Genomic DNA, 12,659 nt, shown 5'->3' with positions numbered 1-12,659 from the left:
GCGCATCAGGTAGCCGTCGAAGATTCCACCGGCTTTTCCCCAGTCAGCAGGTAATGCATCAACTCCCGCACCGGCCGAATCGCTTGCCCAAACGGGAGCTTGCCCGCACCGCGGAAAAACAGCCCGCGCTCCACATCCCCACGCAGCGCCTGCGCAAGCTTCAGGTCAATGCAGAACTGCCCGACCTTCCCAATCCCATCCCGCAGCCCGCACGTCTGCAAACAATCGAACCCTTGCAGGCAATCCCGCACCTTGGCTTTGGCTTGCAGCGCGCTTTCACGCGACAGATAACGCGACAGCCACGGCGTCATCACTGCCCGCGCCGGCAACCCAGCCACGCTGACAAACTCGCCGATATCGCCTTGCTCCGCGCCCGTCAGCACCCGCTTGAAGCGCACGTGCGCATCGCCCTCTTCCGTCACGGCAAACGCAGTGCCCAACTGCACCGCGGCGGCACCCTTGTCGAGCCAGTGCTTTACCTTGACGTGTGAATCAATACCGCCCGCGAGGATGATCGGAATCTGTTCCGCAGCCAGCCCCAGCTTGATGAACAGTTCGCGGCATTCGTCCAGCACGCGCGCAAACGAAAAGCGTTCGTCGCGCAGGTCTTCGATGCGGGCCGCACCCAAGTGGCCACCGGCGTGCGTCGGATGCTCGATGACCACCGCATCGGGCAAGCGCGACTTCTTCATCCACCGCTTGAGCACCACGCCCACGCCGCGCGAGTCGGAAAGAATCGGGATCAGCGCGACCTTCGGGTGCTCGGCGGTCATCTCGGGCAGGTCGAGCGGAAGCCCCGCGCCCATGACGATGGCATCCGCGCCGCTCTCGCACGCCTGGCGCACGAGCGCCTGATGCGATTCCACCGCCTTCATCACATTCACGGCGATCATGCCGTTGCCCTGGCTGCCTTCACGCGCGGCGCGAATTTCGCGGTCCAGCGCGACGAGGTTGGCGGCGTTGATGGCGTCCTTGTCACGCGATTTCTCGGTCGCGGCGATGAGGTCCGGATGGTGATGCCGCAAGTCGATGCTGGCGATGGTGCCGACGCCGCCTTCGCGCGCCACGGCGCCGGCCAGCCGGTGCGCCGAAATACCCACGCCCATCCCGCCCTGCACGATGGGTACGAGGCTGCGCCCCGCGAGTGTGAACCGACGCTCCAGCATGACAACTCCCAGCGGCAGTGCCGCAATGCAATAGAAAAGGGATTGAGCGTCGCATAGGTGAAACGCAGCGGGGTTGCGCAAGATCAAGGCGGGATGCGCCGGTGCGCGCCGCCGCACATTGCGTGGCGGTTTGGACTGAAATGACCCGTCGACTGTCACCTCATTGGTTTTCGTGCTGGCAACGCCGGCAGCCCTGTGCTTAAATTCAGCCTCGTTGGATGAAACAGGGGTGCCGTACGGATGGGCCGTGCGGCTGAGAGAGTCCCTTCGCACCCGATCCGGTTCGTACCGGCGTGGGAAGTTTCAGAACACCGCGTAGTCTCTGGCAGCCACCCCCTCAGTTCTTCGGGTCACGCCACCTCTCCCGGTTTCGTCCACTGCCTGCTCCACCAGGCCACAGAATCTAGGACGAGACCATGCCCCAAGCCAAAAACGCCCCCGCCGCATCGTTCGACTCGCTGCAGTCCGAGCTCGATCAGAAGTTCGCCTATCCGGCCTCCAGCAAGACCTACATCGTCGGCACCCGCCCGGATATCCGTGTGCCGATGCGCACCATCAAGCAGACCGCCACGCGCACCGACAAGGGCGAGATGCTGAACCCGCCGGTGCCGGTGTACGACACCTCGGGCCCGTACTCCGATCCGGACGTGCACATTGATCTGAAGGCCGGTCTGGCCCCGCTGCGCGCCAAGTGGATCGAGGAGCGCGGTGATACGGAAATCCTCTCGGGCCTGTCGTCCGAATACGGTCAGACGCGTGCCAACGACCCGGCCACGGCGCACCTGCGCTTCTCGCACATCTCCAAGCCGCGCCGCGCCAAGGCCGGCGCCAACGTGAGCCAGATGCACTATGCGCGTCGCGGCATCATCACGCCCGAGATGGAATACGTCGCGCTGCGCGAGTCGCTGAACCTGCAAGCGCTGCAAGACAAGCCCGAGTACCGCCAACTGCTCAAGCAACATCCGGGCTTCTCGTACGGCGCCAACCTGCCGCAGCGCCCGGAAGACATCACGCCGGAATTCGTGCGCGCAGAAATCGCTGCCGGCCGCGCGATCATCCCCGCCAACATCAACCACACCGAGCTGGAGCCGATGGCCATCGGCCGCAACTTCCGCGTGAAGATCAACGGCAACCTCGGCAACTCGGCAGTGACGTCGTCGCTGGCTGAGGAAGTGGAAAAGATGGTGTGGGCGATCCGCTGGGGTGCCGACACGATCATGGACTTGTCCACCGGCAAGCACATTCATGAGACGCGCGAATGGATCCTGCGCAACTCGCCGGTGCCCATCGGCACGGTGCCGATCTACCAGGCGCTGGACAAGACCGGCGGCGTGGCTGAAGACCTGACGTGGGAGATGTTCCGCGACACGTTGATCGAACAGGCCGAGCAAGGCGTGGACTACTTCACCATCCACGCGGGCGTGCTGCTGCGCTATGTGCCGCTGACGGCCGACCGCATCACGGGCATCGTCTCGCGCGGCGGCTCGATCATGGCCAAGTGGTGCCTGGCGCATCACAAGGAAAACTTCCTGTACACGCACTTCGACGAGATCTGCGAAATCATGAAGGCGTACGACGTGTCGTTCAGCCTGGGCGATGGTCTGCGCCCCGGTTGCATTGCTGACTCGAACGACGCCGCGCAGTTCGGCGAGCTGCACACGCTGGGCGAACTCACCAAGAAGGCGTGGGAGCACGACGTGCAAGTCATGATCGAGGGCCCGGGCCACGTGCCGCTGCAACGCGTGCAGGCCAACATGGACGAAGAGCTGAAGCACTGCTTCGAAGCCCCGTTCTACACGCTGGGCCCGTTGGTGACCGACATTGCTCCGGGCTATGACCACATCACCAGCGGCATCGGCGCAGCCAACATCGGCTGGTACGGCACCGCCATGCTCTGCTACGTCACGCCCAAGGAGCACCTGGGCCTGCCGGACAAGGAAGACGTGCGCGAAGGCATCATCACCTACAAGATCGCCGCGCACGCGGCTGACCTCGCCAAGGGCTGGCCGGGCGCGCAGCTGCGTGACAACGCGCTGTCAAAGGCACGCTTCGAATTCCGCTGGGAAGACCAGTTCAACCTCGGCCTCGATCCGGAGAAGGCACGCGCCTTCCACGATGAAACGCTGCCGGCCGAGGGCGCCAAGATCGCGCATTTCTGTTCGATGTGCGGTCCGAAGTTCTGCTCGATGAAGATCACGCAGGAAGTGCGCGACTACGCGGCAACGCTCGACGCCAACGCCACTGCCGCAGCAGTTAACCCAACTGCGGGCATGGAAGAAAAGTCGATCGAGTTCCGCAAGAGCGGCAGCAAGATCTACAGCTAACCAACCGGTGCAATGCCAACCTCGACTTCATTCGACGTAACGATCCTCGGTGGCGGCCTCGCTGGCCGCCTGTGTGCCTGGCAACTCGCGCAAACGGGGGTGCCCCCCGCGCGCATTGCCGTGGTGGAGCGCGGCCCGCGTGACGGCAGCGGTGCCGCGGCGTATGTTGCTGCCGCCATGCTGGCGCCACTGGCCGAGGCCGCCGTGGCCGATCGTTTTGTCGTCGATTTGGGGTTGGCGAGCCTGGCGCTGTGGCGCGATTGGTTGCCCAAGCTGCGCACGCCGGTCTTCTTCCAGGAGGCGGGCACGCTGGTGGTTTGGCATGCGGCAGACCGTGGAGAGGCATCGCTGTTTGCCAACCACGTGCGCAATGCCGCGCCGCCCGAGCGCGTGGCCGCCGATCTGCGTGCCGTAGACGCAGCAGGCATTGCCCAGCTCGAGCCGCTTCTTGCGCAACGCTTTACGCAAGGGCTGTATCTCGCGGGCGAAGGTCAGCTTGACCCGCGCGGCGTGTTGGATGCGCTGGCGACCGAGCTCGAAGCGCTGGGCGTGCAACTGCGCTGGAACACGGAAGTTGCTGATCCGAGCCCCGACGCGCTGGCCGCTGCAGGGCTTGGCGCGCGCCTCGTGCTCGATTGCCGTGGCCTGGGTGCCAAGCCGCAATGGTCGCGCCTGCGTGGCCTGCGCGGCGAGGTGGCGCGCATCCATGCGCCCGACGTGTCGCTCACGCGGCCGGTGCGCATGCTGCATCCGCGCTATCCGCTGTACATCGCGCCCAAGCCGGGGAATGTCTACGTGATCGGTGCGACCGAGCTTGAATCCGACGACATGTCGCCGGCAAGCGTGCGCTCTACGCTGGAATTGCTGTCTGCGGCCTACGCCGTGCACCCCGCGTTTGGCGAGGCGCGCGTGCTGGAACTGAACACGCAGTGCCGTCCGACGCTGCCGGACCACCGCCCCGCGCTGCGCTGGGACGGCGCTGGCACGCTCTCGGTCAACGGCCTGTACCGGCACGGCTACATGATCGCGCCCGCCGTCACCCAAGCCGCGGTGGCAGCGGCGTGCGACGTGCTGGACGGCTGTGCCTTCGATACGGACGACTGCGAATGGCCTGCGCTGTTCGCTGGCGCCGCATCCCCCGAACCTGTTTTGTCATGACGCTGAACGTCACCCTCAACGACCTGTCGCTGGCGCTGCCTGTCGGCAGCACGCTGGCCGACGCCATTGGTGCGGCCACGCCGCAACTGCAGATCGCCCCGCCGTTTGCCGCATCGGTGAATGGCGACTTCGTGCCCAAGGCGCGCCATGCGCAGCACGCGCTCAACTCGGGCGACCGCATTGCGCTCGTGCAGCCCGTCGTGGGCGGCTAGGAGTCTTTGATGACCACTACGAATCTTTCCACCGTGGCTGACCCGCTGCGCCTGTACGACGAAACCTTCGCCTCGCGCCTGCTGCTCGGCACGGCGCGGTATCCCTCGCCGCAAGCGCTGGAAGACGCGGTGCGCGTGTCCAACCCGGCCATGCTGACGGTGGCGCTGCGCCGCCAGAGCGCCGGCTCGCCCGAAGGGGGCGCCGGCTTCTGGAAGATGTTGCGTGAACTCGGCGTGCCCGTGCTGCCGAACACCGCCGGCTGCTATTCCGCCGACGAGGCTTACACGCTCGCGCAGATGTCGCGCGAAGTGTTCGAGACCGACTGGATCAAGCTCGAAGTCATCGGGGATGACTACACGCTGCAGCCCGATACGCTCGCCCTGCCCGCCGCGGCCGAACGCCTCATCCGCGATGGCTTCAAGGTGCTGCCGTATTGCACCGAAGACCTCGTGCTGTGCCGCCGCCTGCTCGACGTTGGCTGCCAAGCACTGATGCCGTGGGCCGCGCCCATCGGCACCGGCCGCGGGCCCACCAACCCGTACGGCTTGCGCCTGCTGCGCGAGCGCCTGACCAACGTGCCGCTCATCGTCGATGCGGGCCTGGGGGTGCCGTCGCACGCCACGCAAGTCATGGAATGGGGCTATGACGCCGTGCTGCTGAACACCGCTGTCGCGCAAGCGGGCGACCCCGTGGCGATGGCGCAGGCGTTTGCGATGGCCACGCAGGCCGGTCGGCTCGCGCGCCTGTCTGGCCCGATGCCTGAGCGTGATGTTGCGCAGGCCAGCACGCCGGTTGTCGGGTTGCCGTTCTGGCATGCGGAAGAGAAGCAGGCATGAGTGCATCCGCTTTGCGTTTTTCGGCCGCGTGGCCGGAGGCGGCCGCACTGGCTGCGCAGATCATCGATCGCCATGTGGAAGCCTTTGGTCGCGCGCCGCATGCCTGGAGCGTGACCGACCGTGCTGAAGAGGCGACGACCGCCGCAACGGTTCTGCTGACCACCAACGCCGCACAGGCCGAACGCGCCCGCGCTGCCGGCGCAGCTGTCGTACTCAGCGAGACGGACGGCGCGGAGCGCATCGACACCGTGCACGACCGCCTCGGTATGTACCGCTTCGCATCGGCGGCACAAGGCGATGCATTCGATACGCGCTTTGCCGCCATCTTTGGCGCGGCACTCGCGCTGGCATTCGAACCGCGCGATGCGCTGTGCGTGGCGCGCGCGTGGATCGCCGAAGGCAACGCCGACGCGCTGGCTTGGCCGACTCGCTTCAACGCCCTGCCCCGCGTGCTCGAACCGGCGTTGCCATGCCCGACTGCGGCGGACCTCGCGTTTGCGCCGTGTCCCACACAGCTCGGCGTCTACGCTGTCGTGCCGGACGCTGAATGGGTCGAGCGCCTCGTCGCGCTCAAGGTGCCGACGGTGCAACTGCGCTTCAAGTCGGACGATGCGCAGGCGGTGGTTGACCAAGTGCGCCGCGCGGAAGCAGCGGCGCGCGGCAGCGCCACGCGCTTGTTCATCAACGACCACTGGCAAGTCTCGCTGGATGTTCACGCTGAGGTGCCCAACAGTGGCATCTACGGCATCCACCTGGGCCAGGAAGACATCGACGATGCTGACCTAGTGGCGATCCGCTCGGTCGGTCTGCGTCTTGGTATCAGCACGCACGGCTTTGCCGAGATGCTCCGCGTCGCGCCGCTGAACCCGAGCTACCTTGCACTCGGCGCCGTGTTTGCCACGCCCACCAAGACCATGCCGACCGTGCCGCAGGGCCTCGGCCGCTTGTTCGCCTACGCGGCCGCCATGCGCACGCGCGTGCCGGCCCCGCCGCTGGTGGCCATCGGCGGCATTGATCTGGCAGCGATGCCGCGCGTGCTGGAATCCGGCGTGGGCAGCGTGGCGGTGGTGCGTGCCATCACCCAGGCGGCCGATGTGCCGGCTGCAGTCGATGCGCTGCAAGCGACGTTCGCGGCGCACGTGCGCCCCTGAGCATCGCGGGCAGGACGTCCTACGAGTTTCGACACGCAAGCGCTTTTCCGCTGACCTATCCTGTTCGTGCGCCGCTGCGGTCGTTGCCGCAGCGGCTTTCCAAAACACGCTGCAGGAGACAAGACATGGCGGTCAAGCCCATCCCCGAGGGTTACCACAGCGTCACCCCGTACCTGAGCATCAAAGGCGCCGCAAAGGCGATCGATTTCTACAAGCAGGCCTTCGGCGCCACCGAAATCATGCGTATGAACGGCCCCAACGGCACCATCGCGCACGCTGAGATTCGCATCGGCAATTCCCCCATCATGATGGCCGATGAATTCCCCAACATGGCCTGCGCCAGCCCCGACACGCTGCAGAGCACGTCGGTCGGAATGATGATCTACGTGCCCAACGTCGACGCCGTATTTGCCAATGCCCTGAAGGCCGGCGGCACGGAAGTGCGCCCGGTGGTGGACCAGTTCTACGGCGACCGCTCCGGCACGCTGAAGGATCCGTTTGGCCATGTGTGGACGGTGGCCACACATGTGGAAGACGTGGCGCCCGATGAGATGGCCAAGCGCATGGAGAAGTGGACGAAGGAGCAGGCAGCGGCATCGGCCTGACATCGGGAGCAGTCAAGAAAAAAGCGCGGACGTGAGCCGCGCTTTTTCTTTGCCCAGGTTGATGGCCTAGCGGGGCTGGCACGTCACCTGAACGTTGTTCACATCGCCATTGACCGTGCCGCTGCCATTGGTCACCACGCAGTTGGCCGATGCGGGCTGCACACTGATCGTCACCACGTAGCTGCCGTCGAACGGTATCAGTCCGCCAAACACGAACGGGCCGTTGGCGGCCAGCGTGAGCGAATCGCGGCCGTTGTTGAGCAATACGATCGACTGGCCACCGGGCAACCCGCTCAACGTGCCGCCGATCGAGAAGGCGCTGCCGATGCCCGAGCCCAGGCTGATGTAGCCATTGCAGGCACCAAGCAGTGCGCACAGTGCAGCCACCGGAAGGTGGCGAACCAGCATGATCGGCAGGCGTTTCATGGCAGCTCCCCTGATCAGTCTTCCTCGACATCCACTTCAAGCGAACGCGGTGCGGCGAGCGGCCGCGGCGCGAACCCGTGGTTCAACGGACCCGCGCCGCGCCCGAGCGCCAGATGCCGGCCCGCGCCGATGGCATGCAGCAGGTAGTCGAGTGACGCTTCGATGGCGACTTCCAGCGCGTCGCCGCGCGCCAGGTGCGCGGCAATGGCGGCGGACAGCGTGCAGCCCGTGCCGTGCGTGTGCGGCGTGTCGATGTAGGTGTGGGCGTAGATGCGCTCGGTGCCGTCGGCGGTAACGAGCACGTCTTGCAGCACGCCGTCTTCGCCGGCGGTTGATGCGCCGGCCAGATGCCCGCCCTTGAGCAGCACGGCGCGGGGCCCAAGCGCCAGCAGATCGCGCGCGGCGGGCAGCATGTCGTCGGCGGTGCGCACCTCGCGGCCGAGCAGTGCGCTGGCCTCGGGCAGGTTCGGCGTGACGAGCAGCGCGCGGGGGAACAGCCATTTCGCCATCGCCTGCGCCGTGGCATCGCTGCCGAGCTGCGCGCCGCTGGTGCTGACCATGACCGGATCGACGACGAGGTTGGCGATCGGGTGACGGTCCAACGCGGAGAGGATGGCCTCCACCACCTGTGGCGTGCCCAGCATGCCGGTCTTGGCGGCGTCCACGCCAATGTCGGTTGTCACGGCATCGATCTGTGCGGCGACGATGTCGGGTGTGAGCGATTCCACCGCCGTCACACCCAGCGTGTTCTGCGCGGTGATGGCCGTGATGGCCGACATGCCGTAGCAGCCGAGCGCGGCAAATGTCTTCAGGTCAGCCTGGATGCCCGCACCGCCGCCACTGTCCGAACCGGCGATGGTGAGCACGCGCGGCACGTGCGAGGCGGGAGCGGCAAACGCAGCGAGGGTCGGGTCGGTGATCGTCATGTCGTGCGAATGTTTGGGGGGTGTTTCGCACTATAGCGCTATCGAGACCGGACCGACGTGGGGAGGCCGGGCCGGCATTTCGGGCTGCCGGGCCCGGTGGGTCATCAGTCCGATGCCGCTGGCACATGCACGCCGCGTGGCGAGTGCCGGGTGTCAGTCCATCAGGTCGGTGTAATCGGCGGCAGCGTAGCGCTGGGCGCGTTCCCACGGCGCTGCGGCCGGCGCCGGTAATGCCGTCACGCGTGTGAGCTTGCGTTGCGTGCCGGTGGCGTTGCGCGATTCCACGCGGCGCGGATATTGGCCGGCCACGTCCCAATCGACGGTGACAGTGCGCTCATCCTGCGTTGAGCGGTAAGTCTGCACGCCATTGCGCGCGGGGCCGTCGGCGCGCATGCCTTTGAGCGCGGCGGGGTCGAGCAGGTGATAGGCCGTCGCCCATGAGCCGTCGAAGCCGATGTTGGAATATTCGGCCGGTTCCACGGCGTAGTTCTTCTGCTGCGATTCGCTTACCACGCGCACGGTCAACGCGCCCTTGGCGTCGCGTTCGATCCAGCGCGGGGCGGTGTCGGTGTCGGCGTGTTTGTGGCCGGCGTGGGTGTTGGCGTGGTCATGTTCGGCGTGCGCCGATGCGGGCGGGAGTTCGCGCGCGATCCAGACGCGGTCGCCCTGGCGATAGACGCGCTCGGCAAAGCGGACGTCGCGCTGGATGCCGTCGGTGCCGAGCGACGACATCTGGTGTTCGACGCGCAGGGCGGTGAGCGAGTTGGACGAAGCGGGGCCGGCAGCCTGTGCCGTGCCGGCAAGCGCGGCGAGCGCGAACGAAAGTAGGAAACGAGCGGATCGGTTCATGCGGATTCGGGATCGGAAAAGCGGGAAAGCGGAAACGAAAAAAGCGCATGCCGATTGCCTCGGCATGCGCATCAATGGAAACGCAGGAATCAGAGGCCCATGGCCGTCTTGACCACGCCGAACACTTTCGTGTTGTCCAGCGTGCCCTTCAGCGGTGTGCTGCCCGGACCAGAGGAGAACAGCATCACATCTCCGCCGCCGTGCGTTTCCGAACCAGGCGTGCCGAGCTGCACGCCCACTTCCTGCAGGTAATCGTCTGCAGCCGTGTCGACCGAGGCCACGTTGTCGCGGGTCGCCTTGCGCGTCGTGCCGCCGTTGCCGAACACCAGCGTGGTGTACGGCAGGCCGTCCGCAGCCAATTGCGGTTGGCCGGTCTTGATGTCGTTCGACACGCCCAGGATCGGGTTGCCCTTGCGGGGGTAGCCGTTGATCGTCATCGTGTGGTCGTGGTCGGCCGTGACGACGATCAGCGTGTTCGACAGATCCGCAATCGACAGCGCACGCTTGATGGCTTCGTCAAACGCACCCGCGTCTTCGAGTGCGCGCTTGGCGTTGGTGCCGTGCAGCGCGTGGTCGATGCGGCCGCCTTCCACCATCAGGAAATAGCCCTTGCCGTTCTTCTGCAGCACGCGCATGGCCTTCTCGGTCATGTCGGCCAGGCTGGGCTCGTCCACATTGTTCTTCTTGCGGTCCAGCTCGTAGTTCATGTGGTCCAGGTTGAACAGGCCGAGCAGCTTGGTCGTCGTGGCCGGGTTGACGGCGGTGAGTGCCGTGCCGGTGGTCACATAGGTGTAGCCGGCGGTCTGGAACTGCGCGGTCAGGTCGGTCGTGTCGGTGCGCTTGCTGCCAGTCGTGCCTTGCGGCAGGTAGTGGCGGCGGCCGCCGCCCAGCAGCACGTCCAGGCCATCCTTGAGCGCGGCGTTGTAGAGCGCGTTGCCCGGTGCACCTTGCGCGGCGATCTGGTTTTCGCCGTCGCGGTGGCAGATGTGCGAGTACGTGGCGGCCGGCGTGGCATGCGTCACGCGCGTGGTCGTGACCGCGCCCACCGACTTGCCGGCAGCCTTGGCAAGTTCCAGCAGCGTCACGGCCGGCGTGCCGTTGTTGGCGGGGCACGTGCTGTCTGCACCGCTCACGTAGCCCTTGCCCGTGGCATCGCTGGCCTTGGTGTCGGCCGACATGGAGATGACCTCGTTGTTCATCTTCACGCCGGTCATGTACGCCGACATCGACGGTGCGCTGTCGGTGGTCTGCGCATCGTTCGAGTACGTCTTGATGCGCGCCGTGCGCTTGAGCGATTCCATCGTCAGGCGGCCGGCCTCGCCCACCTTGTAGATGCGCGTGGCGGTGACGGTGGTCGGGCCCATGCCGTCGCCCAGGAAGAAGATCACGTTCTTGGCTTCACCGGCGGCGTGTGCTTGGACACAGGCACCGGCTGCCAGCGCCAGCAGGCCGGCTTGAATGACGCGATTCGGGATGCGGTTCGATTGTTTGTTCATGATTGCCCTCTCCCTCTTACAGACCCACGGCCTGCTTGATGAGGCCGAAGACCTCGGTGTTGTCCATCGTGCCGGTAAAGCGCTCGGCACCCAGGCCGCGTGCGCCGATGAAGACATCGGTGCCGCCGTGCGTTTCGCCGCCCGGCGCAACCGGAATCACGGCTTCCTGGTGATACGTCTTGTCGTACACGGCCGCATCCGTCAGCGCACCGCGCGTGGCCGGGCGGTTCTCGCCGGTGCCGAAGCCGATGATGGTGAACGGGTTGCCGCCCGTGTCGGTAGCGTTGGCGCCCGTCACGTAGTTCTTCAGCAGGCCCAGCACGCCGGGGTTGCTGTCGCTGGTCGGGCCCGTGCGCTTGGCGTAGCCGTTGAGCACCAGCGTGTGGTCGTGGTCGGCCGTCACGACAATCAGCGTGTTCTTCAGGCCCGGGTCGATCGTGTTGAGTTTGTCGATCGCACCGCGAATGGCGGAGTCGAACGCCACCGTGTCCTGCAGTGCCTTGCGTGCGGTGGTCTCGTGCAGCGCGTGGTCGATACGGCCGCCTTCCACCATCAGGAAGAAGCCCTTCTTCTTGGCGGCGAGTACGTCGATGGCCTTGTTGGTCATCTCGCCCAGGCTCGGTTCCTTGCTCGGATCACGATCCAGGTCGTAGGACATGTGGCTGCTGGTGAACAGGCCCACGACCTTCTTGTCGGTGGCTTGCAGCGTGTCGAACTCGGCCTTGTTGCTGGCATAGCGATAGCCGCCTGCCTTGAGTTCGGCGATCAGGTCGCGGCCGTCGGTGCGCGCGCCGCCAGCGGTGCTCGGCAGGAAGTGCTTGCGGCCGCCGCCGAAGACGACGTCCACGCCATCGCCCAGCGTGGCGTTGAAACCCTTGCCGGCCGGCGTGAGTTGCGCGGCGATGGTGTTCTCGCCGTCGCGGTGGCAGATGTGCGAATACGTGGCGGCCGGCGTGGCGTGCGTGATGCGCGTGGTGGTGACCACGCCCGTGCCATAGCCTGCCGCCTTCATCAGTTCGAGCAGCGTCGTGACGGGCTTGCCGTTGCCGCTCGGGCAGGTGCTGTCGGCGCCCGAGAGGTAATCCTTGCCGCCCGCGTCGTAGGCCATCGTGTCCGCAGACATGGAGATGACCTCGTTGTTCATCTTTACGCCGGTCATGTAGGCCGACATCGACGGCGCCGAGTCGGTCACCTGCGCGTTGTTCGAGAAGGTGCGCACGAAGCCGGTTTCCGCCAGCGTGTCCATGGTCAGTTCGCCGTCTTCGCCCACCTTGTAGATGCGCGCGGCGGTCATGGTGGTCATGCCCATGCCGTCGCCGAGGAAGAACACGACGTTCTTGGTTGGTCCGGTTGACGGTGTGTTGGCGTCCGGTGCGGCGCTGCCGGCGTTGCTGGACGTGCCATCGCTGCCGCACGCAGCCATGGCCAGTGCAGCAGCCGCAGCGGCGGCGTACTTCGTGAATTTATGGTTGTGCATCGTTGGCTCCCTGAACGATGCCCGGCACTTTG

12 protein-coding genes and 1 riboswitch are annotated in these 12,659 nt (G+C 66.1%); of the genes, 6 read left to right on the top strand and 6 right to left on the bottom strand.

Annotated elements, in window-relative coordinates; translation table 11 throughout:
• Window positions 1-5: 5 nt before the first annotated feature.
• Window positions 6-1,166, bottom strand: a complete 1,161-nt coding sequence (locus M1D44_RS14850) for an NAD(P)H-dependent flavin oxidoreductase (RefSeq protein ID WP_024977104.1) — start codon at window positions 1,164-1,166, stop codon at window positions 6-8.
• A 215-nt stretch (window positions 1,167-1,381) separates the two neighbouring features.
• A riboswitch (TPP riboswitch) is annotated at window positions 1,382-1,483 on the top strand.
• Window positions 1,484-1,582: 99 nt separating this feature from the next.
• Between M1D44_RS14850 and thiC the strand changes: the two genes are divergently transcribed.
• The 6 genes from thiC to M1D44_RS14820 all read left to right on the top strand — a co-directional run bounded on the left by thiC (window position 1,583) and on the right by M1D44_RS14820 (window position 7,453).
• A complete protein-coding gene (thiC, locus tag M1D44_RS14845; RefSeq protein WP_439004607.1) occupies window positions 1,583-3,490 on the top strand; it encodes a phosphomethylpyrimidine synthase ThiC in 1,908 nt (635 codons plus the stop codon).
• A 12-nt stretch (window positions 3,491-3,502) separates the two neighbouring features.
• Window positions 3,503-4,648: an FAD-dependent oxidoreductase gene (locus M1D44_RS14840; protein ID WP_316852940.1), complete on the top strand. Its 1,146-nt coding sequence runs from the start codon at window positions 3,503-3,505 to the stop codon at window positions 4,646-4,648.
• Entirely contained in the window at window positions 4,645-4,860 is a 216-nt protein-coding gene (gene thiS, locus M1D44_RS14835) for a sulfur carrier protein ThiS (protein WP_316852939.1), read from the top strand. The genes M1D44_RS14840 and thiS overlap by 4 nt, the downstream gene beginning before the upstream one ends.
• 9 nt (window positions 4,861-4,869) lie before the next feature.
• A complete protein-coding gene (locus M1D44_RS14830; protein WP_024977100.1) occupies window positions 4,870-5,697 on the top strand; it encodes a thiazole synthase in 828 nt (275 codons plus the stop codon).
• A complete protein-coding gene (locus tag M1D44_RS14825; protein WP_316852938.1) occupies window positions 5,694-6,848 on the top strand; it encodes a thiamine phosphate synthase in 1,155 nt (384 codons plus the stop codon). The genes M1D44_RS14830 and M1D44_RS14825 overlap by 4 nt, the downstream gene beginning before the upstream one ends.
• Window positions 6,849-6,973: 125 nt before the next feature.
• The gene (locus M1D44_RS14820; protein WP_316852937.1) at window positions 6,974-7,453 is read left to right on the top strand and encodes a VOC family protein; all 480 of its coding nucleotides are present in this window, start codon (window positions 6,974-6,976) and stop codon (window positions 7,451-7,453) included.
• A gap of 66 nt (window positions 7,454-7,519) precedes the next feature.
• On the opposite strand, the gene M1D44_RS14815 is transcribed toward M1D44_RS14820, so the two are convergent.
• The 5 genes from M1D44_RS14815 to M1D44_RS14795 all read right to left on the bottom strand — a co-directional run bounded on the left by M1D44_RS14815 (window position 7,520) and on the right by M1D44_RS14795 (window position 12,627).
• Window positions 7,520-7,879 carry a DUF4369 domain-containing protein gene (locus M1D44_RS14815; RefSeq protein WP_112186365.1) on the bottom strand — a complete coding sequence of 120 codons (360 nt, stop codon included), beginning with the start codon at window positions 7,877-7,879 and terminating at the stop codon, window positions 7,520-7,522.
• 14 nt (window positions 7,880-7,893) lie between these two features.
• Window positions 7,894-8,805, bottom strand: a complete 912-nt coding sequence (gene thiD / locus M1D44_RS14810; protein WP_024977094.1) for a bifunctional hydroxymethylpyrimidine kinase/phosphomethylpyrimidine kinase — start codon at window positions 8,803-8,805, stop codon at window positions 7,894-7,896.
• A 153-nt stretch (window positions 8,806-8,958) separates the two neighbouring features.
• Window positions 8,959-9,654 carry a hypothetical protein gene (locus tag M1D44_RS14805; protein WP_316684403.1) on the bottom strand — a complete coding sequence of 232 codons (696 nt, stop codon included), beginning with the start codon at window positions 9,652-9,654 and terminating at the stop codon, window positions 8,959-8,961.
• Window positions 9,655-9,743: 89 nt separating this feature from the next.
• Window positions 9,744-11,150 carry an alkaline phosphatase gene (locus tag M1D44_RS14800; protein ID WP_316852936.1) on the bottom strand — a complete coding sequence of 469 codons (1,407 nt, stop codon included), beginning with the start codon at window positions 11,148-11,150 and terminating at the stop codon, window positions 9,744-9,746.
• Between the two features lie 16 nt (window positions 11,151-11,166).
• Complete coding sequence (locus tag M1D44_RS14795) at window positions 11,167-12,627, bottom strand: alkaline phosphatase (RefSeq protein WP_316852935.1); 1,461 nt, start codon at window positions 12,625-12,627, stop codon at window positions 11,167-11,169.
• Between the last annotated feature and the right edge of the window lie 32 nt (window positions 12,628-12,659).

This window comes from Ralstonia sp. SA306 (assembly GCF_054792405.1).
Note: the sequence above shows the minus strand (reverse complement) of the source record. Positions and strands in the feature narration are given on the sequence as shown.

Bases quoted from the DNA above. Each gene is read 5' to 3' on its own strand.
- M1D44_RS14825 (WP_316852938.1), top strand. From the start codon at position 5,694: ATGAGTGCATCCGCTTTGCGTTTTTCGGCCGCGTGGCCGGAGGCGGCC.
- thiC (WP_439004607.1), top strand. From the start codon at position 1,583: ATGCCCCAAGCCAAAAACGCCCCCGCCGCATCGTTCGACTCGCTGCAG.
- M1D44_RS14795 (WP_316852935.1), bottom strand. From the start codon at position 12,627: ATGCACAACCATAAATTCACGAAGTACGCCGCCGCTGCGGCTGCTGCA.
- M1D44_RS14805 (WP_316684403.1), bottom strand. From the start codon at position 9,654: ATGAACCGATCCGCTCGTTTCCTACTTTCGTTCGCGCTCGCCGCGCTT.
- thiD (WP_024977094.1), bottom strand. From the start codon at position 8,805: ATGACGATCACCGACCCGACCCTCGCTGCGTTTGCCGCTCCCGCCTCG.
- M1D44_RS14800 (WP_316852936.1), bottom strand. From the start codon at position 11,150: ATGAACAAACAATCGAACCGCATCCCGAATCGCGTCATTCAAGCCGGC.
- thiS (WP_316852939.1), top strand. From the start codon at position 4,645: ATGACGCTGAACGTCACCCTCAACGACCTGTCGCTGGCGCTGCCTGTC.
- M1D44_RS14820 (WP_316852937.1), top strand. From the start codon at position 6,974: ATGGCGGTCAAGCCCATCCCCGAGGGTTACCACAGCGTCACCCCGTAC.
- M1D44_RS14850 (WP_024977104.1), bottom strand. From the start codon at position 1,166: ATGCTGGAGCGTCGGTTCACACTCGCGGGGCGCAGCCTCGTACCCATC.
- M1D44_RS14830 (WP_024977100.1), top strand. From the start codon at position 4,870: ATGACCACTACGAATCTTTCCACCGTGGCTGACCCGCTGCGCCTGTAC.
- M1D44_RS14840 (WP_316852940.1), top strand. From the start codon at position 3,503: ATGCCAACCTCGACTTCATTCGACGTAACGATCCTCGGTGGCGGCCTC.
- M1D44_RS14815 (WP_112186365.1), bottom strand. From the start codon at position 7,879: ATGAAACGCCTGCCGATCATGCTGGTTCGCCACCTTCCGGTGGCTGCA.